Source organism: Agromyces allii (assembly GCF_009749385.1).
Taxonomy (GTDB): Bacteria; Actinomycetota; Actinomycetes; order Actinomycetales; family Microbacteriaceae; genus Agromyces; species Agromyces allii.
Genome location: NZ_WBIN01000002.1, coordinates 144,964 through 167,796, shown reverse-complemented (window position 1 = coordinate 167,796; position 22,833 = coordinate 144,964). Strand labels below are relative to the sequence as shown.

Annotated in this window: 21 protein-coding genes; 3 read left to right on the top strand and 18 right to left on the bottom strand. The window is 70.1% G+C overall.

What is annotated here, in order from left to right; translation table 11 throughout:
• Positions 1–49: 49 nt before the first annotated feature.
• From aroB to GQR16_RS03270, 10 genes are all read right to left on the bottom strand, one after another.
• On the bottom strand, positions 50–1,135 hold the full coding sequence (aroB, locus tag GQR16_RS03315) for a 3-dehydroquinate synthase (RefSeq protein WP_157413747.1): 1,086 nt from the start codon (positions 1,133–1,135) through the stop codon (positions 50–52).
• Entirely contained in the window at positions 1,132–1,656 is a 525-nt protein-coding gene (locus tag GQR16_RS03310; protein WP_246200458.1) for a shikimate kinase, read from the bottom strand. Before GQR16_RS03310 ends, aroB begins: the two co-directional genes overlap by 4 nt.
• Positions 1,649–2,869, bottom strand: coding sequence for a chorismate synthase (gene aroC, locus GQR16_RS03305; protein WP_157413746.1), 1,221 nt, complete (start codon positions 2,867–2,869; stop codon positions 1,649–1,651). Before aroC ends, GQR16_RS03310 begins: the two co-directional genes overlap by 8 nt.
• 24 nt (positions 2,870–2,893) lie before the next feature.
• Complete coding sequence (locus tag GQR16_RS03300) at positions 2,894–3,724, bottom strand: shikimate dehydrogenase (RefSeq protein WP_157413745.1); 831 nt, start codon at positions 3,722–3,724, stop codon at positions 2,894–2,896.
• Positions 3,717–5,249, bottom strand: coding sequence for an endolytic transglycosylase MltG (gene mltG, locus GQR16_RS03295; RefSeq protein WP_211373420.1), 1,533 nt, complete (start codon positions 5,247–5,249; stop codon positions 3,717–3,719). Before mltG ends, GQR16_RS03300 begins: the two co-directional genes overlap by 8 nt.
• Entirely contained in the window at positions 5,246–5,722 is a 477-nt protein-coding gene (gene ruvX / locus GQR16_RS03290; RefSeq protein ID WP_157413744.1) for a Holliday junction resolvase RuvX, read from the bottom strand. The genes mltG and ruvX overlap by 4 nt, the downstream gene beginning before the upstream one ends.
• A 4-nt stretch (positions 5,723–5,726) precedes the next feature.
• A complete protein-coding gene (gene alaS / locus GQR16_RS03285; protein ID WP_157413743.1) occupies positions 5,727–8,384 on the bottom strand; it encodes an alanine--tRNA ligase in 2,658 nt (885 codons plus the stop codon).
• 62 nt (positions 8,385–8,446) lie between these two features.
• On the bottom strand, positions 8,447–8,644 hold the full coding sequence (locus GQR16_RS03280) for a hypothetical protein (protein WP_157413742.1): 198 nt from the start codon (positions 8,642–8,644) through the stop codon (positions 8,447–8,449).
• Between the two features lie 174 nt (positions 8,645–8,818).
• On the bottom strand, positions 8,819–9,442 hold the full coding sequence (rpsD, locus tag GQR16_RS03275) for a 30S ribosomal protein S4 (RefSeq protein ID WP_157413741.1): 624 nt from the start codon (positions 9,440–9,442) through the stop codon (positions 8,819–8,821).
• A 215-nt stretch (positions 9,443–9,657) separates the two neighbouring features.
• Positions 9,658–11,133 carry a replication-associated recombination protein A gene (locus tag GQR16_RS03270; RefSeq protein ID WP_157413740.1) on the bottom strand — a complete coding sequence of 492 codons (1,476 nt, stop codon included), beginning with the start codon at positions 11,131–11,133 and terminating at the stop codon, positions 9,658–9,660.
• A 134-nt stretch (positions 11,134–11,267) separates the two neighbouring features.
• Here GQR16_RS03270 and GQR16_RS03265 point away from each other — a divergent pair, with 134 nt between their 5' ends.
• The 3 genes from GQR16_RS03265 (at position 11,268) to GQR16_RS03255 (ending at position 14,132) form a co-directional block, all read left to right on the top strand.
• Complete coding sequence (locus GQR16_RS03265; protein ID WP_157413739.1) at positions 11,268–12,059, top strand: peptidylprolyl isomerase; 792 nt, start codon at positions 11,268–11,270, stop codon at positions 12,057–12,059.
• Positions 12,060–12,153: 94 nt separating this feature from the next.
• Positions 12,154–13,386 carry a DUF349 domain-containing protein gene (locus GQR16_RS03260; protein WP_157413738.1) on the top strand — a complete coding sequence of 411 codons (1,233 nt, stop codon included), beginning with the start codon at positions 12,154–12,156 and terminating at the stop codon, positions 13,384–13,386.
• A 173-nt stretch (positions 13,387–13,559) separates the two neighbouring features.
• Complete coding sequence (locus GQR16_RS03255) at positions 13,560–14,132, top strand: hypothetical protein (protein WP_157413737.1); 573 nt, start codon at positions 13,560–13,562, stop codon at positions 14,130–14,132.
• Here the strand turns inward: GQR16_RS03255 and GQR16_RS03250 are convergent.
• The 8 genes from GQR16_RS03250 to GQR16_RS03215 all read right to left on the bottom strand — a co-directional run bounded on the left by GQR16_RS03250 (position 14,119) and on the right by GQR16_RS03215 (position 22,772).
• Entirely contained in the window at positions 14,119–16,374 is a 2,256-nt protein-coding gene (locus GQR16_RS03250; RefSeq protein WP_157413736.1) for a RelA/SpoT family protein, read from the bottom strand. The genes GQR16_RS03255 and GQR16_RS03250 overlap by 14 nt on opposite strands.
• 71 nt (positions 16,375–16,445) lie before the next feature.
• Positions 16,446–17,465 (bottom strand): protein translocase subunit SecF, encoded by a 1,020-nt coding sequence (gene secF / locus GQR16_RS03245; protein WP_157413735.1) that lies wholly within the window; start codon positions 17,463–17,465, stop codon positions 16,446–16,448.
• Positions 17,465–19,198, bottom strand: a complete 1,734-nt coding sequence (secD, locus tag GQR16_RS03240) for a protein translocase subunit SecD (protein WP_246200457.1) — start codon at positions 19,196–19,198, stop codon at positions 17,465–17,467. The genes secF and secD overlap by 1 nt, the downstream gene beginning before the upstream one ends.
• Before the next feature lie 65 nt (positions 19,199–19,263).
• The gene (yajC, locus tag GQR16_RS03235) at positions 19,264–19,632 is read right to left on the bottom strand and encodes a preprotein translocase subunit YajC (RefSeq protein WP_246200456.1); all 369 of its coding nucleotides are present in this window, start codon (positions 19,630–19,632) and stop codon (positions 19,264–19,266) included.
• 99 nt (positions 19,633–19,731) lie between these two features.
• The gene (ruvB, locus tag GQR16_RS03230) at positions 19,732–20,772 is read right to left on the bottom strand and encodes a Holliday junction branch migration DNA helicase RuvB (protein WP_157413733.1); all 1,041 of its coding nucleotides are present in this window, start codon (positions 20,770–20,772) and stop codon (positions 19,732–19,734) included.
• Complete coding sequence (gene ruvA / locus GQR16_RS03225; protein ID WP_157413732.1) at positions 20,769–21,392, bottom strand: Holliday junction branch migration protein RuvA; 624 nt, start codon at positions 21,390–21,392, stop codon at positions 20,769–20,771. Before ruvA ends, ruvB begins: the two co-directional genes overlap by 4 nt.
• Positions 21,389–22,000 (bottom strand): crossover junction endodeoxyribonuclease RuvC, encoded by a 612-nt coding sequence (gene ruvC, locus GQR16_RS03220; protein WP_211373419.1) that lies wholly within the window; start codon positions 21,998–22,000, stop codon positions 21,389–21,391. The genes ruvA and ruvC overlap by 4 nt, the downstream gene beginning before the upstream one ends.
• Before the next feature lie 10 nt (positions 22,001–22,010).
• The gene (locus GQR16_RS03215; protein ID WP_157413731.1) at positions 22,011–22,772 is read right to left on the bottom strand and encodes a YebC/PmpR family DNA-binding transcriptional regulator; all 762 of its coding nucleotides are present in this window, start codon (positions 22,770–22,772) and stop codon (positions 22,011–22,013) included.
• Positions 22,773–22,833 lie beyond the last annotated feature (61 nt).

Genomic DNA, 22,833 nt, shown 5'->3' with positions numbered 1-22,833 from the left:
GGCATCCGCCCCTCGCGCGGTGCGACGCCCCGCGACCGCCTGTGCGGGCTCAGGAACCGATCTCCTGATACGCCGCGAAGAGCAGCGACTGGTCGGGCGCCTGCATGACCGTCGGCTTGGCGAGGTCGTCGAGCACGATGAACCGCAGCTGCCCGCCGCGCGACTTCTTGTCGCGTTGCATGGTCGCGAGGAGCGTCGGCCACCGGCCCGCCGGGTAGCTCGTCGGCAGGCCGAGGAGCTCGAGGATGCTGCGGTGGCGGTCGGCGACCTCGTCGGAGAGCCGCCCGGAGAGGCGTCCGAGCTCGGCCGCGAACGCCATGCCCACCGAGATCGCCGCGCCGTGCCGCCACTGGTACCGCTCGGCGTGCTCGACCGCGTGGCCGAGCGTGTGCCCGTAGTTCAGGATCTCGCGGAGGCCCTGCTCGGTGAGGTCTTCGGAGACGACGTCGGCCTTCATCTGGATCGCGAGCTCGACGACCCGGCGGAACTGCGGCGTCGTCGGGTCGGTCGCCGCGTCGGGGTCGGCCTCGATGGTGTCGAGGATCTCGGGGTACCGGATGAACCCGGCCTTCACGATCTCGGCGAAGCCCGCGAGGATCTCGTTGCGCGGGAGCGTGTCGAGCAGATCGAGGTCGCACAGCACCGCAGCCGGCGGGTGGAACGCACCGACGAGGTTCTTGCCCTCGTTCGTGTTGATGCCCGTCTTGCCGCCGACGGCCGCGTCGACCATGCCGAGCACCGTCGTCGGCACCTGCACGACGCGCACGCCCCGGAGCCAGGTCGCGGCGACGAAGCCCGCGAGGTCGGTCACGGCGCCGCCGCCGATGCCGACGACCGCGTCGCTGCGCGTGAAGTCGGCCTGGCCGAGCACCTGCCAGCAGAACGCGGCGACCTCGATGCGCTTGCCGGCCTCGGCGTCGGGGATCTCGGCGAGCAGCACCTCGAAGCGATCGGAGAGCGCCTCGCGCAGGGCCGCGGCGCGCGCGCCGAGCGTCGCCGGATGCACGACGAGCACCTTCCTGACGGCGGGGCCGAGGGCGTCGCCGAGGCCGGCGAGCACGCCGTTGCCGATGACGACGTCGTAGCCGCCCTCTCCCCCGACGCGGATGCTCGTGCTTGGCGCGGCTGCGGTCATCGTGTTCCTCCGAAGCGCTCGGTGATCTGTTCGACGATGCGTGCGACCGAGCGGCGCGACGTGTCGATCTCGAGGTCGGCGAGCGAGGCGTAGACCGGCTCCCGCTCGACCTGGATGGCCTTCCAGCGTTCGATGCCGCCGCCTGCGAGCAGCGGGCGGTTGCCGCCGACGAGGCGCACGGCGACCGCCTCGGCCGTCACCGTCAGCCAGACCACGGCGGCATCCGCCAGATCGGCTTGCGTGTCGGGGTGCAGCACTGCGCCGCCGCCCAGCGAGACCACGGCGTGCTCGTTGAGCGCCTCCGCCACCACCTCGCGTTCGAATGCCCGGAAGGCCGCTTCGCCGTCGCGTGCGAAGATCTCGTCGATCGGGCCGTGCCGCTCCTCGATGCGCGCGTCGGTGTCGATGAACGGCACGCCGACGGATGTCGCGAGCCGTCCGCCGACGCGGGACTTGCCCGCGCCCATCGGGCCGATGAGCACGAGCGGGAGCTGCAGGGCGGGCGCCCCGTCGTCAGCCACGGACCGGTGCGGCGCCGGCTGCGACGACCTCCGTACGGAGCGCGTCGGGGATCGCCGCGAGGTAGGACTCGAGGTTGCGACGCGTCTCGCCGACGGAGTCGCCGCCGAACTTCTCGAGCACGGCGTTCGCGAGGGTGAGCGCGACCATCGCCTCGGCGACGACGCCGGCCGCGGGGACCGCGCAGACATCCGATCGCTGGTGGTGCGCGGCTGCCGCCTCGCCCGTGGCGATGTCGACGGTCGGCAGGGCGTGCGGGATGGTCGCGATCGGCTTCATGCCGGCCCGCACGCGCAGCACGGTGCCGGTGGACATGCCGCCCTCGGTGCCGCCCGCGCGATCGCTCGATCGCACGATGCGGCCGTCGGACAGGTGGAGTTCGTCGTGCGCGGCGGAACCACGGCGACGCGTGGTCTCGAAGCCGTCGCCGACCTCGACCCCCTTGATGGCCTGGATGCCCATGAGCGCTGCGGCGAGCTGCGAGTCGAGCCTGCGGTCCCAGTGCACGTGCGAGCCGAGACCCGGGGGCACGCCGTAGGCGAGCACCTCGACGACGCCGCCGAGCGTGTCGCCGTCCTTGTGGGCCGCGTCGACCTCGGCGACCATGAGCACCGAGGTCTCGGCGTCGAAGCAGCGCAGCGGGTCGGCGTCGAGCGCGTCGACGTCGGCCGGGAGCGGAAGGGGCCGACCCTCGGGCACGCGGACCGGGCCGATCGCGATCGTGTGGGCGACGAGCTCGATGCCGAGCTCGGAGAGGAAGCTGCGGGCGATCGCGCCGAGGGCGACGCGCGCCGCCGTCTCACGGGCGCTGGCCCGCTCGAGCACGGGTCGCGCCTCGTCGAAGTCGTACTTCTGCATGCCGACGAGGTCGGCGTGACCGGGGCGAGGGCGCGTGAGTGCGGCGCCGCGACCACGACCGAGCCGGGCGGGATCGATGGGCTCCGGGCTCATGACCTCCTGCCACTTGGGCCACTCCGTGTTGCCGACGCGCACCGCGATCGGGCTGCCGAGGCTGAGCCCGTGGCGCACGCCACCGGAGATCGCGAGCTCGTCCTGCTCGAACTTCATGCGCGCGCCACGGCCGTAGCCGAGTTTGCGGCGCGCCAGATCGGCACGGATGTCATCGAGTGAAACGGGGATACCGGCGGGAAGACCCTCGAGGATCGCGACGAGCTCAGGGCCGTGCGACTCTCCGGCAGTAAGCCAACGAAGCATGTGCTCTATCCTCCCACAGCCGCGTCAGAGGGATTCGCGCATGACGGCGAGCACGTCGTGCTCGTCGGGCAACGGCACCGTGGGGTCGCCGCCGACGAAGACGCGCACCTGGAGGAGCGCCTGGTGCAGCAGCATCCCGCTGCCGTCGATGACGCGACCGCCCGTTGCGAGCCACTGCGAGGCGAGCGGCGTCGGCCACGGCGCGTACGCGACATCGAGCAGCAGCGCTCCCCCGACGAGGGCGTCGGATGCCGCGACGCCGGCGTCGGTGCCGCCGGGCAGCGTGCTGACGACCACGTCGACGGGCTCGGCGCCGGCGAGTTCGCCGATGTGCTCTGGCGTGACCCGCACGCCGACCGAGCGACCGAGCTCGACGAGGGCGGCGCCTGCCTCCGGGCGTCGGAGCAGCAGCCGCACGTGGGCGACGCCGAGCTCGGCGAGGGCCACCAGTGCGGATGCCGCGGTCGCGCCGCCGCCGATCACGATCGCCGTGCGCGCCTGGTCGACGCCCGCCTCGCCGAGCGAGCGGACGATGCCGCCGACGTCGGTGTTGAAGCCGAGCCGCCGTCCGCTGTCGAAGAGCACGGTGTTCGCCGCACCCGTGATCCGGGCGATGGCGTCGAGCTCGTCGAGCACCGGGACGACGTCGTACTTGAGCGGCATGGTCAGCGAGAGCCCGCGCCACGAGTCGTCGCGACCCGTCACGAACTCGCCGACGCCGGCGCCGTCGACCTCGATGCGGTCGTACTGCCAGTCGAGGCCCAGCCGACGGTACGCCGCCCGATGCAGACCCGGGCTCTTCGAATGCGCGATCGGCTTGCCGAGCACCGCGAGACGCGTTGGCCGATCACTCACAGTAGGCCGCGTTCTCGTCGCTCGCCGCGCACCACTCCTGCAGCTGCGCGACCGCCGCGTCGTGCTCGTCGACCGTGGTCGAGAACACCGTCTCGCCGGTGGCGAGGTTCACCGGCACGAAGAAGAGCCACGTCCCGTCGGCGGGGTGCAGGGCCGCGTTGATCGCGACGTCGCCCGGGTTGCCGATCGGTCCGACGGGCAGGCCAGGGTTGGCGTACGTGTTGTAGAGGTTGCTCGCGTCGGCGCGCTCCTCGTCGGTGGTCCAGACGGTGTGCATGTTGCCCGTGCCGTACGCGACCGTCGCGTCGGACTCGAGGTTGATGCCCTGGTCGAGACGGTTCTGGAAGACCCTGGCGATCTTCGGGAAGTCGTCGGTGTTCGAGCCGGCCTCGCGCTGCACGATCGAGGCGAGGATCACGGTCTTCCACCGGTCCGCGGGCGCGACCCCCGCCTCGTCGAGCGCCTGGAACTGGCGGTCGACGAGCGTCTGCAGCACCCCGCGCGCATCGATGCCCGGATCGAGCGTGTAGGTCGCCGGGAACAGGAATCCCTCGAGCGTCTTCGCCTCCGCCGGGAGCCCGTACGACTGCGGCGATTCGGCCGCAGCGGCCTGCAGTTCCTCCAACGGGATGCCCGTGCCCTCCGATGCCGAGACGAGCACATCGGGCAGGGCGGTGCCCTCGGGGATCACGAACGTGTTCTCGAGCTTGTTCGCCGGGTCGGTCAGCGCGTCGAGCGCGGCCTGCGAACTCATCTGGTTCGCCAACCGGTACGCACCGGGCTGGAACTCGGGCTCGGGGCTCTGCGCGAGGAGCAGGTCGTAGAAGGCGTCGTACGACGCTACGACATCCTGCGCGGCGAGGTTCTCCGCGATGCTCGACCCGGTGTCGCCGTCGTGGATCATGAAGACGACCTCGCCCGTGCCGGCGCCCTCGTAGTCGGCGGCCGGCGTGAAATGCGCGATCACGGCCGAGATCGGACCCTGCAGGAAGAACGCGGCGCCCGCGACGAGCGCACCCACGATGAGCAGCCCGATGAGGCAGCCCCACGGACCACGGCGCTTCTTCTTCGGCTCGTGGTAGTCGTCGTAGGCGTTCGCTCGCCGATCGACGCGCGAGGCGACGAAGGGGTCGACCGGGGTCTCGGCACGGGCGGGCTCGTCGTACGGGCCCGCGCCGGCGGGCTGCTGACGCCCCGTCGCCTGAGCCGCGGCGTACTCGGGAACCCGGGACGGCTGCACGTCCGACGTCGGGGATCCGGCGGGTCGCGCCTGCGCGCCGGACGGCGCCTGCGCGGCCTGCGCCTCCTGGGCGCGCTGCTCGCGCTCGCGCAGTTCACGACGGGTCAGCGGCTGCGCCGGCTCGGCCGCCGCGCCGGCTGCGTCGACGGCGGCCTGCTGCGCGGTCTGCGCGGCAGCCGCCCGGCGCGCGGCATCCGCCTGGGCCTCGCCATTGAGCAGCGCGTGCCAGTCGGTGGCTGGACGCTGGGTGTTCGGATCACGGCGCTCTGGGGGGAGCTGAGTCACAGGGTGGACGGCCCTTCGTCGGGGTCGAGCGCACGCCCGGGGGGATTTCCGGAGGAGCGCTCGCTGTCGAGTGCGTGTTGCAGAATGATAACGGCCGCGACCTGGTCGACGACTGGACGTTGCGTGCGAGTCGAGCGACCCGAGGCTCTGAGCGCCTGCTGGGCGCTCACCGTCGAGAGCCGCTCGTCGACGAGTCGCACGACGGCGCCGCGGTCGGCGAGCCGTCGGGCGAACGCGACCGCGTCGTCGGTCGAGGGGGTCGCCGCGCCCGACATCGACAGCGGGTGCCCGACCACGAGTTCGAAAGCCGAGTACTCCTCGGCGAGTTCGAGGACCCGGCGGATGTCGGCATCGCCGTCGCTCGCACGAGGCACCGTCTCGATCGGCACGGCCATCATGCCCGCGCCGTCGCTGCGGGCGACGCCGATGCGCGCTCGGCCGACATCGATGCCGAGTCGCGCACCGGAACGCATCGGATCAGCCCGCGAACGTGCGGCGGACCGCGTCGAGCGCAGCTGGGATCGCCGAGAGGTCGCTGCCGCCGCCCTGCGCGAGGTCGGGCTTTCCGCCGCCGCCGCCGCCGAGCACGCCCGCCATGGCCTTCGCGAGCGCCCCGGCGTTCGCGCCGGCCTCGCGCGCGGCGGGCGAGGTCGCCACGATGGCGACCGGTCGGCCGCCGACCTCTGCGGTCAACGCCACGACGGATGCCGCGTCGCCCAGCTTGCCCCGCACCGCGGTCGCGAGCGAGCGCAGCTCGTCGCCGGAGCCCAGCGAGCCGACGGTCTCGGCCACGAGGAGCACGTCGCCCGTGCGCACCGCGTTCGCGGCGAGAGCCGGAACCCGGTCGGTGAGCGCCTTGGCCTCGAACTGCGCGATGCGCTTCTCGGCGGACTTCAGGTTCGCGACCAGGTCTCCGATGCGCTCGACGAGCTGGTCGGGGCGCGTCTTGAGGTTCGCGCTGAGCTCTGAGACGAGCGCGCGCTCTGCGGCGAACCGGCGGAACGCGTCGAGGCCCACGAGCGACTCGACGCGGCGGTTCGAGGCGCCGACCGAGGACTCGCCGATGATGTTGATCATGCCGATCTCGGAGCTGGAGCGCACGTGGGTTCCGGCGCAGAGCTCGCGGGACCAGGGCCCGCCGATGTCGACGACGCGCACGACGTCGCCGTACTTCTCGCCGAAGAGCGCCATCGCGCCGAGCGCCTTGGCCTCGTCGAGCGGCAGTTCGCGCGTGACGACCTCGAGGTTGTCGCGGACCGCGTTGTTCGAGATCTCCTCGATCTCGGAGCGGGTCTCGGACGAGAGCGCCTGGTTCCAGCCGTAGTCGAGGCGCAGGTAGCCGGCCTTGTTGTACGAACCGGACTGGTGCGCGTTCGGGCCGAGCACCTCGCGGAGGGCTGCGTGCACGAGGTGCGTGCCCGAGTGCGCCTGGGTCGCGCCCCGGCGGTACTGCTCGTCGACGACGGACGTCGCCGGCACGCCGACGCCGACCTCGCCCGAGAGCACCTTGACCGTGTGGCTGATCAGGCCCTTGACGGGCTTCTGCACGTCGAGCACCTGGAGCTCGAACCCGTCGCCGACGATGCGGCCCTGATCGGGCGCCTGACCGCCGGACTCGGCGTAGAGCGAGGTCTCGGCCAGGATGACCTCGGCCGTCTGACCGGCCACCGCCGCGGCGACGGGGTGCCCGTCGACGAGGAGGCCGAGCACGCTCGACTCCGTCATGAGCTCGGTGTAGCCCGTGAAGACCGTCTCGCCCTTGGCGCGGTAGTCGGCGTACACCGACAGGTCGGCGAGCACCTTCTTCTTCGACTTCGCGTCGGCCTTGGCACGGGTGCGCTGGGCCGTCATGAGCTCGTCGAAGGCGACGCGGTCGACGGCGATGCCGGCCTCGTCGGCCATCTCGAGCGTGAGTTCGATCGGGAACCCGTACGTGTCGTGCAGCAGGAACGCGGTGTTGCCCGCGAGCTCCGCATTGCCGGCCGCCTTCGTCTCGCCGACGGCGCCGTCGAGGATCGAGGTTCCGGCTTCGAGCGTGCGGAGGAAGATCGCCTCCTCGCCGAGTGCGAGCTGCTCGATGTGGGCGTAGTCGCGCTCGACCTCGGGGTAGGCGGCCTTCATCGCGTCGCGCGAGGCCGCGAAGAGCTCGCGGAAGGTCGGACCCTCGACGCCGAGCAGTCGCATCGCGCGGATGCTCCGGCGCAGGAGACGGCGCAGGATGTAGCCGCGACCCTCGTTCGACGGCGCGACGCCGTCGCTCATGAGCATCAGGGCCGAGCGGACGTGGTCGGCGATGACGCGCATGCGCACGTCGTCGTCGTGGTTCGCGCCGTAGGCGCGGCCGGAGAGTTCGGCGGCGCGGTCGAGGACCGGTCGGACCTGGTCGATCTCGTACATGTTCTCGACGCCCTGCTTGATGAAGGCGACGCGCTCGAGGCCCATGCCGGTGTCGATGTTCTTCTTCGGCAGTTCGCGCACGATGCGGAAGTCGGTCTTCGACTTCACGTCGTCGATCAGGTACTGCATGAAGACGAGGTTCCAGATCTCGACGTAGCGGTCGTCGTCGGTCGCCGGACCGCCGTCGATGCCGTACGCGGGGCCGCGGTCGAAGAAGATCTCGGAGCAGGGGCCTGCAGGGCCGGGCTGGCCCGTGTGCCAGTAGTTCGTGTCCTTGCCGAGACGCTGGATGCGCTCGTCGGGAAGGCCCGCGACCTTCTTCCAGAGCTCGATCGCCTCGTCGTCGTCTTCGTAGACCGTGACCCAGAGGTCTTCGGGTGCGAAGCCGTAGCCGCCGTCGGCCTCGGAGGAGGTCAGGAGCTCCCACGCCATCGAGATGGCGCCCTCCTTGAAGTAGTCGCCGAACGAGAAGTTGCCGTTCATCTGGAAGAACGTGCCGTGGCGCGGCGTCTTGCCGACCTCTTCGATGTCGTTCGTGCGGATGCACTTCTGCACGCTCGTGGCCCGAGGGTACGGCGCGGGCACGATGCCCGTGAGGTACGGCACGAACGGCACCATGCCGGCGACCGTGAAGAGCAGCGTGGGGTCGTCGGAGACGAGCGAGGCGGACGGCACGACGGTGTGTCCGCGGCGTGCGAAGAAGTCCAGCCAGCGCTGGCGGATGTCTGCGGTCTGCATGATTCCGTTCTGGGTTCTGCTGCCGGAGTCGCCCCCGGGTGGAAGGAAGTGAAGACGCCGGGTCAGTCGACGAGGTCGTCGGCGACGGACCTCAGCTCGGCCTCGCGCTCGTGGTAGCCGTCGGCGACGGCGCGCCCGAAGGCCTTGGCCTTGGCATCGACGGACGAGAAGAACTCGCGACCCTGCGCGGTCTGGTTCACCTGGTGCGCGACCACGAAGCCGGCGATGATGCCGACCGTGAACCACAGAATGCTCTTCACGAAGTGCTCCCTCGGGGTTGTCGTGCCGACGGGTCTCGGGCGATCGAACAGCCCGGCGTGCCGCCGCGTCTTCTGGATCAGTCTAGTGGCGGCGCGGATGTCGCGGGCCGACGCCAGATACGGCACAGGGGCCGTGGAGAGAACTCTCCACGACCCCTGTCGACGAACGCTGGATCAGCGAGCGGCGTAGTACTCGACGACGAGCTGCACTTCACAGGTCACGGGGACCTCGGCGCGCTTCGGGCGACGGACGAGCTTGGCCTGGAGCTTGTCGAGCTCGACCTCGAGGTAGCCCGGGGTCTTGGGGAGCACGTCGACGTGACCGCCGGCTGCTGCGACCTGGAAGGGCTCGGTGCCCTCGGAGCGTGCCTTGACGTGGATGAGCTGACCCGGCTTCACGCGGAAGGAGGGGCGGTCCACGAGCTGGCCGTCGACGAGGATGTGACGGTGCACGACGAACTGGCGGGCCTGCGTGATGGTGCGGGCGAAGCCGGCGCGCAGCACGAGCGCGTCGAGACGCATCTCGAGCAGCTCGACCAGGTTCTCACCGGTCTGGCCGGCGGTGCGCTTGGCCTCGACGTAGGCGATCTTCAGCTGCTTCTCGCGGATGCCGTACTGGGCGCGCAGACGCTGCTTCTCGCGCAGACGGACGGCGTAGTCGCTGTCCTGCTTGCGCTTGGTGCGACCGTGCTCGCCGGGAGCATAGGGGCGCTTCTCCATGTAGCGCGCGGCCTTCGGGGTCAGGGCGACACCGAGGGCGCGGGAGAGGCGGGTCTTGCTACGTGACTGGTTCGACACGAATGTCCTTTCGGAAGAATCTCAAGTGAAATCGCGGCGCGATCGTGCGCCGGAAACTGTGTCAGAGGGATTCGCCAAGGGTGGATCGGCTACAGATCGCACCCGTTCGCCGGTGACGCTCTCGCAGCCGCGCTCGAGCATCAGGCTTCAGGCCAGCGACCATCGTACCACGACGGATGCCGCGTGCCCGGCCCCGTGCGCCGCCGGCGAGTGCACTAGCGGCCCTTCGCTCCCCCGCGCACGATGCGCCGCAGCTTCGCGAGCCGCGCCGACACCTCGCGTTCGTTGCCGTGCTCGGTCGGCTCGTAGTAGACGGCGCCGCGCAACGAGTCGGGCAGGTACTCCTGCCCGACGACGCCGATCGGGTCGTCGTGGGGGTAGAGATAGCCCTTGCCGTGCCCGAGGCGCTTCGCGCCGGGATAGTGCGCATCGCGCAGGTGCTTCGGCACCCGCCCGGCCTTGCCGGCGCGAACGTCGGCGATGGCCTTGTCGATGCCCACGTAGGCCGCGTTGGACTTGGGTGCGGTGGCCAGGTGCACGACGGCCTGCGCGAGCGGGATGCGACCCTCCGGCATGCCGATGAACTGCACGGCGTCGGCTGCGGCGACGGCCACACCGAGCGCCGAGGGATCCGCCAGGCCGATGTCCTCGGACGCGAGCACGATGATGCGGCGCGCGATGAACCGGGCGTCCTCGCCCGCCTCGATCATGCGCGCGAGGTAGTGCAGGGCGGCGTCGACGTCGCTGCCGCGCACCGACTTGATGAACGCGCTGATGACGTCATAGTGCTCGTCGCCGTTGCGGTCGTACCGCAGCAGCGCGCGGTCGACGGCACGCGCCACGAGCTCGGCGGTGATGAGGGCTCGACGCGGCGACGCGGCATCCGCCCCCTCCGCCTCGGTCTCGTCGGCGTCGGTCTCATCGGCGTCGACTTCGTCGTCGTCGCCCGGGTCGTCCGCGCTAGCCACGTCGGCCGCGGCGGACTCGGCCTCGCGCACCTCGTCGGCGAGCACGCCGACCGCGGCGACGGATGCGGCTTCGAGCGCCGTGAGGGCGCGACGGGCATCGCCGGAGGCGAGTCGCACGATCGCCGCCCGCGCCTCGGGCTCGAGGTCGACGGCGCCGGCGAGCCCGCGGGGATCGGCGACCGCGCGGTCGACGAGCACGCCGAGGTCGTCGTCGGAGAGCAGCTCGAGCGTGAGCAGCAGCGATCTGGAGAGCAGCGGCGAGATGACCGAGAACGACGGATTCTCGGTGGTCGCGGCGACGAGGATCACCCAGCCGTTCTCGACGCCGGGCAGCAGGGCGTCCTGCTGGGCCTTCGTGAAGCGGTGGATCTCGTCGAGGAACAGCACGGTCGAGACGCCGTAGAGGTCGCGGCTCGACCGCGCCTCCTCCATGACCTGGCGCACGTCGCGAACGCCCGCGGAGACCGCGGAGAGTTCGACGAACTTGCGGCCCGACGACCGTGCGATCGCCTGCGCGAGCGTCGTCTTGCCCGTGCCGGGCGGCCCCCAGAGGATCACCGACACCGAACCCGACTCGCCGGTGCGGTCTCCGGCGAGGGCGACCAAGGGCGAACCCGGCGACAGGAGGTGCCGCTGCCCGGCCACCTCGTCGAGGCTCGTCGGGCGCATGCGCACGGCCAACGGCGTCGCGCCGGAGCGCAGGCCCTGCGCGGTGTCCACCATGCGATCAAGCGTAGCCGCGGCATCCGACAGCCGACCGCGCCGTCGCGACGTCGCGACACGTGCGGGCCCGCGATTGGTGCCGGAACCTGTGCTTGCGTAGAGTCTGCTCGCAGGAATCCCCAGAAGGAGCATGCGTGGTATCCAACGATCGTCAGGCGCGCGAGGAACGAGCGCGACTTCGCACCTACCAGGCACGACAGCAGGTCCACGAGGGCAAAGTGCGTCGACGCACGCGCGACAACGTGATCGCGGTCGTCGCGCTCGTCGTCGTCCTCGTGATCGCGACCGGTGCCCAACTGCTCTTCTTCAACGGCGGGCCGGGCACGCCCGAGCCCGTCGCGAGCCCCGAGGCCACGACCGCTCCCCCGACCGACGCGGCCGGCCAGAACACCGGTGACGTCCCCTCGTCGGACATCGCCGAGGGCCGCACCTGGACCGGCACGATGACGCTGAACGACATCCCGCTCGGCATCGAGCTCGATGGCGCAGCCGCCCCGCAGGCGGTCTCGAGCGAGATCAGCCTCATCCAGTCCGGCTTCTACGACGGCGTCGGATGCCACCGCCTGACGACGAGCGGCCTCTTCGTGCTCCAGTGCGGCGACCCGAACGGCGACGGCACCGGCGGACCCGGCTACAGCTACGGCCCGGTCGAGAACGACCCCGACGACGGCGTGTACCCCGCCGGCACGATCGCGATGGCCCGTCAGAGCGCCAACGGCTACAGCCAGGGCAGCCAGTTCTTCATCGTCTACGGCGACACGACGCTTCCGTCGGAAGACGGCATCGGCGGGTACACGGTCGTCGGCCGCGTCACGAGCGGGCTCGACCAGCTGCAGGCGCAGGTCATCGACGCGGGCGTCGTCGACGGCGGCACCGACGGCGCGCCGGTGGTTCCGGTGACCATCACCTCCGTGGCCGTCGAGTGACCATCGCCAGCACCGCCGCCCGGTGGCGGTGCAATAGGGTTGGAAGCGTCAACGCCGCCCGACGGGCGGCTTCCGAGCACGACAGGGTGAGGCCGTGACCGATTCAGCACAGCAGCCGTGGGGCCGCGTCGACGAGACGGGCACCGTCTTCGTTCGCACGAACGACGGTGAGCGCGAAGTCGGGCAGTACCCCGACGCGACCCCCGAAGAGGCACTCGCCTACTTCGAGCGCAAGTACGCAGATCTCGCCGGCCAGGTGAGCCTGCTCGAGCAGCGTGCACGACGCGGTGCTCCCGCGGCGGATGTCGCGAAGGCCGTCGAGACGCTGAAGACGTCCGTCGCCGGTGCGCACGCCGTCGGCGACCTCGAGTCGCTCTCGACGCGGCTCGAGGCGCTCTCCGGCACCACGAAGGAGCTGACCGAGCAGCAGCAGGCCGAGACCAAGGCCGCGCTCGCCGACGCCCTCGCCGAGCGCACGCGCATCGTCGAGCAGGCCGAGACCCTCGCAGCGCAGGATCCCGCGAAGACCCAGTGGAAGCAGACCTCCGCCGAGCTCGACGGACTCTTCGCCGCATGGCAGCGCCACCAGCAGGATGGCCCCCGCCTGCCGAAGAACGACGCCAACGATCTCTGGAAGCGGTTCCGTGCCGCGCGCTCGACCATCGAGACGCACCGCAAGGCGTTCTTCGCGGATCTCGACGCCTCGCACCGCGACGTCCGCACGCGCAAGCAGCGACTGATCGAACGCGCCGAGGCGCTCGCCCCGCGCGGCGCCGACGGCATCGGCGACTACCGGCTGCTGCTCGACGAGTGGAAGCAGGCCGGCCGTGCCGGCAAGAAGCTCGACGACGCACTCTGGGCGAAGTTCAAGGCAGCCGGCGACGTGCTCTTCGGCGCCAAGGCCGAGATCGACGCGCGCGACGACGAGGAGTACCAGGCCAACCTCACGGCCAAGCTGGCGCTGCTCGACGAGGCCGACAAGATCCTCGGCGAGAAGGACCCCAAGCAGGCCCGTGCGGCGCTCAACAAGATCCAGCGCGAGTGGGATGAGGTCGGGCGCGTTCCGCGCGACCAGGTCCGCCCCGTCGAGGATCGCCTCCGCAAGGTCGAGAACCACGTCCGTTCCCTCGAAGACGAGCGCTGGGAGCGTGAAGACCCCGAGAAGAAGGCACGCTCCGAGGGCATGCTCGGCCAGCTGCACGACGCCATCGCGAAGCTCGAGGCCGACCTCGCCGCTGCCGAGGCGGCGGGCGACGCTCGCGCCACGGCCGAGGCCCGAGAGGCGCTCGAAGCACGACGCGCCTGGCTCAAGGCCGTCGGCGGCTGACCGACGCCGCATCGTTCTCCGGCCCTCGGTCGCGACACCCTCGGGTCTCGCGACCGGGGGCCGTTCTCGTCGACGCCGTCGAGGCGTCGCCGGCCGATCGTGCGCGGTCCGCGAGTTCTCCACAATCGCGGTGGTGCCCGCAGCGGGTCCTGCGCGCAGCGCCATCATGGGGCATGGTCAAACTGCCCCCGGTGCTCGGCACCGACCACTTCTCGATCGCCGAGCTCTGCGCCGCCAGGATCGACGGCGATCTCGTCGCCATCGCCGGCGCGTGGGCCCCGATCGACGAACCCGACATCCCGTCGTTCCGAGCCCTCGTCGTCGCCCACGGCGCGCCGCGCTCGCTCATCATCGAACGGATGTCGGCCGCCTGGGTCCATGGAGCCGGTCTGGCCCCGCCCCGACGCGCGCAGTTCTGCGTCCCGATCGACGCGCGCATCTCGGTGATCACCGATCCGGGCATCGCCGTTCGCGAGGTGAAGATCCAGGAGGCGGAGATCGTCTCGTTCGGCCTGGTGCGCTGCACGTCGCTCGTTCGAACGGCATTCGACCTGCTGCGCGACACGTCGGCCGCCGACGGGCCGACGACCGACGTCGTCGGCTCCCTGCTCGCCGACCACGCCGAGCTCGAAGGCGCGGTGCGTGATCGCCTCGTTCGCACTGCCAGGTTGCCGCACAAGGCGCGCGCCCTCGCGAGGCTCGATGCGGCCGCAGCCGCGGTGACGGCCGGATTCAGCCGTCGCTGACGCGGTACACGTCGTAGACGGCGTCGATGCGACGAACCGCGTTGAGCACCCGGTCGAGGTGGGTGGTGTCCCCCATCTCGAAGACGAACCGGCTGAGCGCCAGACGGTCGGTCGAGGTGGAGACGCTGGCCGACAGGATGTTCACGTGGTGCTCCGAGAGCACTCGGGTGACATCGGACAGCAGCCCCGCACGGTCGAGCGCCTCGATCTGGATCTGCACCAGGAACACGCTCTTCGAGCTCGGCGCCCACTCGACGTCGATCATGCGCTCGGGCTCGCGCATCAGGGACTGCACGTTGTGGCAGGTGGACTGGTGCACCGAGACGCCGGAGCCTCTCGTGATGAACCCGACGATCGCGTCTCCGGGCACCGGGGTGCAGCAGCGCGCCAGCTTGACCAGGATGTCGGGCGCACCGCGCACGAGCACGCCGGAGTCGGAGTGCCGCTGCGTCGTGCGCGAGCGCGTCGGGATCGGCAGCTCGGGTTCGTCGCCCTCGTCGGCGTCGCGCACCAGCGCGACCACCTTCTCGAGCACCGACTGCGTCGACACGTGCCCTTCGCCGACCGCGGCGTACAGCGCCGACACGTCGTCGTAGCGGAGCTGCGCGGCCACCTCGGCGAACGAGTCCTGGCTCATCAGCTTCTGCAACGGCAGGTTCTGCTTGCGCATGGCACGCGCGATAGCGTCGCGGCCCTGCTCGATCGCCTCGTCGCGGCGCTCCTTGGTGAACCACTGCCTGATCTTGTTGCGGGCCCGGGGGCTCTTGACGAACCCGAGCCAGTCCTGGCTCGGACCCGAGTCGGGGTTCTTCGAGGTGAACACCTCGACCACGTCGCCGCTGGCGAGGGTGCTCTCGAGCGGCACGAGGCGCCCGTTGACCTTCGCACCCATCGTGCGGTGGCCGACCTCGGTGTGCACGGCGTAGGCGAAGTCGACCGGGGTGGCTCCAGAGGGCAGTCCGATCACGCGCCCCTTCGGGGTGAAGACGTACACCTCCTTCGCACCGATCTCGTAGCGCAGCGAGTCGAGGAACTCGCCCGGATCGGCGGTCTCGGCCTGCCAGTCGGAGATGTGCGCGAGCCACGCCATATCGGTCTCGTTGGCGCTCGCAGTGGCGGGATCGGCACGACCGGTGGCCATGCGCTCCTTGTACTTCCAGTGCGCGGCGACGCCGTACTCGGCCCGCTGGTGCATGTCGTGCGTGCGGATCTGGATCTCGACCGGGCGCCCCTTGGGGCCGATCACGGTCGTGTGCAGCGACTGGTAGAGGTTGAACTTCGGCGTGGCGATGTAGTCCTTGAACCGGCCCGGCACCGGGGTCCACCGCGCATGGATCGAGCCGAGCACGGCGTAGCAGTCGCGCACGGAGTTCACGAGCACGCGGATGCCGACGAGGTCGTAGATCTCGTCGAAGTCACGACCGCGCACGATCATCTTCTGGTAGATCGAGTAGTACTGCTTCGGCCGGCCGGCGACCTTGCCGCGGATGCGAGCACTCTTGAGGTCGTCGTTCACCAAGTCGATGACCTGCTGCACGAACTCCTCGCGCTGCGGCGTGCGCTGCTTGACGAGGCTCTCGATCTCGGCGTAGAGCTTCGGGTACAGCACCGCGAACGAGAGGTCTTCGAGCTCCCACTTGATGGTCTGGATGCCGAGACGGTGCGCGAGCGGCGCATAGATCTCGAGCGTCTCGGTCGCCTTGCGTGTCGCCGACTCCGTCGGCACGAAGCCCCAGGTGCGCGCGTTGTGCAGACGGTCGGCGAGCTTGATGATGAGCACGCGGATGTCCTTGGACATCGCGACGATCATCTTGCGAACGGTCTCGGCCTGCGTCGAGTCGCCGTACTTGACCTTGTCGAGCTTGGTGACGCCGTCGACGAGCATCGCGATCTCGTCGCCGAAGTCGGCACGCACCTGGTCGAGCGTGTACGCGGTGTCTTCGACGGTGTCGTGCAGGAGCGCTGCGGCGACGGTCTTCGACCCGATGCCGAGATCGGCGAGGATCTGCGCCACCGCGATCGGGTGCGTGATGTACGGCTCGCCGCTCTTGCGCTTCTGCCCCTCGTGCGCCCGCTCGGCGACGGTGTAGGCACGTTCGACGAGGGCCAGATCCGCCTTGGGATGGTGCATGCGCACCGTGCGGAGCAGCGTGTCGACCGCTCCGGAAGGCGTGGCCTTCGAGAAGATGCGCGGCACGAGCCGGCGCAGCGAAGCGGTCGAGTTGACCCCAGTCTCAGTCATGCGCACACCTCCGGAACTCAATTATCGTCGCTCCGGAGGGGTGCACATGCCGATCTCGCCCAGGGCGGACATTACGCGTTCGCGGGCTCCGCCTCCGAACCGGCGGATTCGCCGGCCCGCTCGCGGTCCTTCAGGACCTTCTGGTCGTGACGACGGATCACCGGCTCGCCCTCGCGGAGCTGCGAGTAGAGCGGCGCGGCGAGGAACACCGTCGACCACGTGCCGACGAGGATGCCGATGAGCAGCGCGAGCGAGATGTCGCGGAGCGTGTCGGCGCCGAGGGCACCCGCACCGATGAACAGGATGGAGGCCACCGGCAGAGCCGCGACGACGCTCGTGTTGATCGAGCGCACCAGGGTCTGGTTCACCGCGAGGTTGACCGACTCGGCGAACGTGCGGCGCGATTCGCTGCCGTCTTGCTCGGTGTTCTCACGGATCTTGTCGAAGACCACGACCGTGTCGTACAGCGAGTAGCTGAGGATCGTGAGGATACCGATCGTCGCGGCCGGGCTGATCTCGAAGCCGACGGCGGCGTAGAGACCCACGGTCACGATGAGGTCGGCGATGAGGGCCAGGATCGCGGCGAGCGACATCTTCCAGGTGCGGAAGTAGATCGCCATGATGATGCCGGCGAGCAGCAGGAACGCGCCGAGGCCGACGAGCGCCTGCCTCGTGACGTCCGCTCCCCAGCTCGGGCCGATGAACGAGGAGGTGACCTCGGACTCGGGCACGTCGTACGCCTCGGCCAGCGCCGAGCTCACGGCGAGCGAGTCGGACTGCTCGAGCTGGTCGGTCTGCACGCGGATGCCGTCGCCGCCGACGACCTGGACGGTCGTGGTCGCCTCGGGCACCACCGAGGCCACGGCCTCTTCGGCGATCGCGGGATCGGGGTTCGCGACATCCGCGATCTGGAACTGCGAACCGCCGCGGAACTCGATGCTGAAGTGCACGCCGCGAACCGCGGGCACCAGGACCGAGAGCACGATCAGCACGGCGGCGATGATGTACCACTTCTTGCGGCCGCCGACGAAGTTGAACGAGCGCTTGCCCGTGTAGAGGTCGTTACCGAATGTGGTCAGACGGCTCGCCATCAGGACTCCTTGCCTTCACTCGAACCGGCGCCGACCGTCGCGTTCGCCTTGCGCTCCGCGATCGTCTGACGACGCTGTGCTTCCTTCGAACTCGATGCCGCCTTGCCCGGTGACACCGCGACCGGCTTGCGGAACTCCGCACGGCCTCGGTAGACGGCGCCGAGCGCGGTCGGGTCGAGACCGGACCACGGATTGCCGCTCGAGAAGAACTTCGTCTGCGCGAGCAGCTGCAGCATCGGGTGCGTGAACAGGATCACCACGACGACGTCGATGATGGTCGTGAGACCGAGCGTGTAGGCGAAGCCCTTGACGCTGCCGACCGCGAGGATGAAGAGCACGACGGCCGCGAGCAGGTTGACGCCCTTCGACGCGAGCACCGTGCGGAACGCGCGCTTCCAGCCGGCCTCGACCGCGCCGACCAGTGGACGACCGTCGCGCAGCTCGTCTCGAACACGTTCGAAGTAGACGATGAACGAGTCGGCCGTGAAACCGATGGCCACGATCAGACCCGCGATTCCGGCGAGCGAGAGGCGGTAACCCTCGCGCCACGACAGGATCGTGATCATCAGGTAGGTGATCACACCCGCGATCACGAGCGAGGCGATCGTGACCGACCCGAGCGCGCGGTATTGGAACAGCGTGTAGATCACGACGAGGATCAGACCGATGAGACCGGCGAGCAGACCCGCCTGGAGCTGCGACGTGCCGAGCGTGGGCGAGATCGTCTCGGAGGACTGCACGCTGAAGCTGAGCGGCAGAGCGCCGAACTTGAGCTGGTCGGCGAGGGCCTTCGAGGACTCCTGCGTGAAGTTGCCGGTGATCTGCGGGCGACCGTCGGTGATCGCGCCGTTCATCGAGGGAGCGGTGAGCACCGCGCCGTCGAGCACGAACGCGAACTGGTCGCGCGGGGTCTGACCCGACATGCCGTAGAGACGCGTGCTGACCGAGGCGAAGTCCTTGGTGCCCTGGTCGTCGAACTGGATGTTGACGGCCCAGGTTCCGGTGCTCGCACCGGTCTGGGTCTGCACCTGTCCGTTGGTCGCGTCGACGATGTTCTCGCCGCTGGCCTCGACCGGGCCGAGCAGGTACTTGACCGTGCGGCTCTGGTCGCAGGTCACGAGCGGCTCGTCGGCCGGTGCCACGTTCGCCTCGACGTCGTCGATCGTCGAGCAGTCGAACGTGTCGAACTCGTTCTGCAGCGCGGGCGTGACCCACGAGAGATCGCTGCCGTCGGTCGGCTCGGCCGTCGGCGTCGACGAGAGGTCTTCGGCCGCATCGGTCGCGGTCGGGTCGTCGCTCGGGCTGATCTGCTGGTTGGTCGCCGCGTCGGAGAGCAGCACCGCGCGGAGCTCGAGCTTCGCCGAGGACTCGATGCGCGCACGCGTCTGGTCGTCGAGCTCACCGGGGATGCGGACGACGACGTTCGACCCCTCGGTGTTGATCTCGGGCTCGGCGACGCCCGAGGCGTCGACGCGCTGGCGGATGATCGCCACCGCCTGGTCGAGCTGCTCCTGCGTCGCGGACTGACCGCTCTCGAGCTGCGGCTCGAGGATGATCTGCGTGCCGCCCTCGAGGTCGAGCGCGAGCTTGGGCGTCCAGGAACCACCGCCCCAGATGACGCCCGCGGCGTTGATGGCGAACAGGCCGACGATGATGACGCCGAGCCAGGTGAGCGATCGCCAGGCCTTGCGTACGGACGCCGGACGCGACGACCGCTTGGAGGGTGCAGCCACAGGTTCTGCTTTCTTTGCAGGAGCCCACGCCGAATCGACGCGGGCCGTTCCTCGGGTGGGAGTGTTTAGTCGTCCGACTTCTTGGTGTCGGGGGTCGTGTCGCCGGGGGTCTCGGTGGTGTGCGCCTCATCGCGCTCGCCGAACTCGGGCTCGCCCTCGATCGCCTCGTGCGCGCCGGCCTCGTCGTCGGAGACGGCGGGCTCGACCACGCGGGCGACGGTCTGGCGGTGCACCGTCAGCACGGTGCCGGGCGCGACCTCGAGCTGGACCTGGTTCTCTTCCTCGTCGATCGACACGATGGTGCCGTAGACGCCGAAGTTCGTCATGACGCGTGCGCCGGGCTGGACCTTCGACTGCAGCTGCTGCGCCTCGGCCTGACGCTTGCGCGAGTTGCGGAACATGAAGAAGATCAGCACCGCCAGGACGGCGAGCATGATGATAGTGAACGGATCGAGCGTCATGAGGGGGTAGGACCTTCCGGAGTGCGGCGTACCGCACGAAGTCGACGGCGGCGAGGACGAAGCCTCATTGGATTATAGGTCATCGATCGGAAGCGCCGCGCCGCCCTGCGAGAGCCCGAAATGCCGCCATGCCGCGGGGGTCGCGACGCGCCCGCGAGGGGTGCGCGTGATGAGGCCGATGCGCACGAGGAACGGTTCGACGACCGCCTCGATGGTCTCGGACTCCTCGCCGACCGACACCGCGAGCGTGTTCAGCCCGACCGGCCCTCCCCCGAACCTGGTGAGGATGATCTGCATGACGGCCCGGTCGAGCCGGTCGAGGCCGAGCGCGTCGACGTCGTAGAGGTCGAGTGCGGCGTTCACGGTGGCGAGATCGGCCCGGCCCGTGTGCACGAGTGCGTAGTCGCGCACGCGCCGCAGGAGCCGGTTCGCGATTCGGGGCGTGCCGCGGCATCGGCCCGAGATCTCGACGAGTGCCTCGCGATCGACGTCGAGGCCGAGCATCGTGGCCGCTCGTGCGAGCACCTGCTCGAGCTCGGCGTCGTCGTAGAACTCGAGATGCGCGGTGAATCCGAAGCGATCGCGCAGGGGGTTCGGCAGGAGGCCCGCCCGCGTCGTGGCGCCGACAAGCGTGAACGGCGAGAGATCGAGGGGCACTGATGTCGCGCCGGCGCCCTTTCCGACCATGATGTCGATGCGGAAGTCCTCCATGGCGAGGTAGAGCATCTCTTCGGCCGAGCGCGCCATGCGGTGGATCTCGTCGATGAAGAGCACTTCTCCGGGCACGAGCGAGCTGAGGATCGCGGCGAGGTCGCCCGCGTGCTGGATCGCAGGCCCGCTGGACATGCGCAGCGGCCGCCCGCTCTCGTGAGCGACGATCATGGCGAGCGTGGTCTTGCCGAGTCCGGGAGGACCGGCGAGCAGGATGTGGTCGGGCGTTCGCTGCTGCAGCGTCGCCGCGGTGAGCAGCAACTGCAACTGCCCGCGCACGCGCGTCTGGCCGACGAACTCCGCGAGGCTGCGCGGCCGGAGCGCACCTTCGAAGGCGAGCTCGGCCTCGGACGCCAGCACCGGATCGGTCAGGTCGACGTCGGCGCCGTCGGCGCCGCTCATCGTGCCCGCCCCGCGGCCTGCGCGGGACCGAGGCGCGCGAGCGAGAGCCGGAGGACGGCCGGGATCGAGGCGGCATCGGTCGCGGAGGCCTCGGCGAGCACCTCGTCGACGGCCTCGACGGCCGCGCGTTCGGTCCACCCGAGTCCGGTGAGCGCGGCGAGCACGCTGTCGGCCACGCCGCGAGCCGCACCCGTCGCGGCGGGAACGTCGACCACGCTCGGCGCGATCAGCTTGCCCGCGAGCGAGACGGTGATGAGCTTCGCGGTCTTCGGGCCGATGCCCGTCACCTTGCGGAAGGCCGCATCGTCGTCGGAGGCGATGGCCGTGGCGACCTGCGCGGGCGACATCGCCGAGAGCACGCCCAACGCAGACCGCGGACCGACCCCGGTCACGCCGATGAGCAGTTCGAAGACGTCGAGTTCGTCGCGCGTGGCGAACCCGAAGAGGGTCAGGGCGTCTTCGCGCACGATGAGCGTCGTGTGCACGAAGAGCTCGTGGCCCTCGCGCGACGCGAGCACGAGCGCGGGCGTCGTGTGCACCTGGAATCCGACGCCGCCGACGTCGATGACGAGCGAGGTACCGGCGGCGACGAGCACTGGCCCGCGAAGGGAGGAGATCACTCCTTCACCCTACGGGCCGCCCCCGACACGGAGGCGGAGCGCTCGGCGGCGAGCCACGCGCGCTGCGCGGGCGTGAGGGCGGTCTGCGCTGCGGCATCGGGATTCGACGCATCGAGCACGGCCGCTCCGGCGACGCCGCCCGTGCGCCAGGCGTGGCAGATCGCCAGCGCGAGCGAGTCGGCGGCATCCGCCGGCTTCGGGACCGCGTCGAGACCGAGGATGCGGGCGACCATGGCCCCGACCTGCGCCTTGTCGGCCCGCCCGTACCCGGTGATCGCAGCCTTCACCTCGCTCGGGGTGTGCAGCGCGACGGGCAGCTTGCGCCTCGCGGCGAGGAGCATCGCGACCCCGGAGATCTGGGCCGTGCCCATGATCGTCGACACGTCGCTCCTGGCGAACACGCGCTCGAGCGCGACGGCCTGGGGGCGGTGCTCGTCGAGGATCGCCTCGAGCCCCTCGGCGATGCGCACGAGGCGGTTCGGGGTGTCGAGGTCGGCTGGCGTGCGCAGCACGACGACGTCGACCAATCGCGCCGTGCGGTTGGGCTCGACATCGACCACGCCCACCCCGCATCTGGTGAGTCCCGGGTCGATGCCGAGCACCCGCACGGCGATCGGCTTACTCGTCCGACTCGAGCTCGGCCTGGACCTCGGCCGACAGGTCGAAGTTGCTGTAGATGTTCTGCACGTCGTCGCTGTCTTCGAGCGCGTCGATGAGGCGGAACACCTTGCGAGCGGTCTCGGCGTCGATCTCGACCTTGAGCGACGGCACGAACGCGGCGTCGGCCGAGTCGTAGTCGATGCCGGCCTCCTGCAGCGCGGTGCGCGCGGCCACCATGTCGGATGCCTCGGTGATGACCTCGAAGGTCTCGCCCTCGTCGGTGACCTCTTCTGCACCCGCGTCGAGCACGGCACCGAGCACGTCGTCTTCGGTGAGGCCGGCGGTCTTCGCGACGACGATGACGCCCTTGCGTGCGAAGTTGTAGGCGACCGAACCGGGGTCTGCCATGGTGCCGCCGTTGCGGCTCATGAGCGTGCGCACCTCGGCCGCGGCACGGTTCTTGTTGTCGGTGAGGCACTCCACGAGCAGCGCGACGCCGTTGGGCCCGTAGCCCTCGTACATGATCGTCGCGTAGTCGATGGACTCGCCGGTGAGTCCTGCGCCGCGCTTGATCGCACGATCGATGTTGTCGTTGGGGACCGAGGTCTTCTTCGCCTTCTGCACGGCGTCGACGAGCGTCGGGTTGCCCGACAGGTCGGCTCCGCCCATCTTCGCGGCGACCTCGATGTTCTTGATGAGCTTCGCGAACGACTTGGCACGGCGCGAGTCGATGATCGCCTTCTTGTGCTTGGTCGTCGCCCACTTGGAATGCCCGGACATGCGTCTCCTGAATCGAATCCTCCGCGACCGATGCGTTCCGGTTCGCGCCACACCATTCTAG

What these genes read in the sequence shown, in the direction of transcription:
- secF (WP_157413735.1), bottom strand. Translation starts at nt 17,465, where the DNA reads ATGGCGAGCCGTCTGACCACATTCGGTAACGACCTCTACACGGGCAAG.
- GQR16_RS03250 (WP_157413736.1), bottom strand. Translation starts at nt 16,374, where the DNA reads ATGACTGAGACTGGGGTCAACTCGACCGCTTCGCTGCGCCGGCTCGTG.
- alaS (WP_157413743.1), bottom strand. Translation starts at nt 8,384, where the DNA reads ATGCAGACCGCAGACATCCGCCAGCGCTGGCTGGACTTCTTCGCACGC.
- ruvB (WP_157413733.1), bottom strand. Translation starts at nt 20,772, where the DNA reads ATGAGCGGCGCCGACGGCGCCGACGTCGACCTGACCGATCCGGTGCTG.
- GQR16_RS03215 (WP_157413731.1), bottom strand. Translation starts at nt 22,772, where the DNA reads ATGTCCGGGCATTCCAAGTGGGCGACGACCAAGCACAAGAAGGCGATC.
- GQR16_RS03270 (WP_157413740.1), bottom strand. Translation starts at nt 11,133, where the DNA reads ATGGTGGACACCGCGCAGGGCCTGCGCTCCGGCGCGACGCCGTTGGCC.
- aroC (WP_157413746.1), bottom strand. Translation starts at nt 2,869, where the DNA reads ATGCTTCGTTGGCTTACTGCCGGAGAGTCGCACGGCCCTGAGCTCGTC.
- yajC (WP_246200456.1), bottom strand. Translation starts at nt 19,632, where the DNA reads ATGCTCGCCGTCCTGGCGGTGCTGATCTTCTTCATGTTCCGCAACTCG.
- ruvX (WP_157413744.1), bottom strand. Translation starts at nt 5,722, where the DNA reads ATGCGTTCCGGTGCGCGACTCGGCATCGATGTCGGCCGAGCGCGCATC.
- GQR16_RS03255 (WP_157413737.1), top strand. Translation starts at nt 13,560, where the DNA reads ATGGTCAAACTGCCCCCGGTGCTCGGCACCGACCACTTCTCGATCGCC.
- aroB (WP_157413747.1), bottom strand. Translation starts at nt 1,135, where the DNA reads ATGACCGCAGCCGCGCCAAGCACGAGCATCCGCGTCGGGGGAGAGGGC.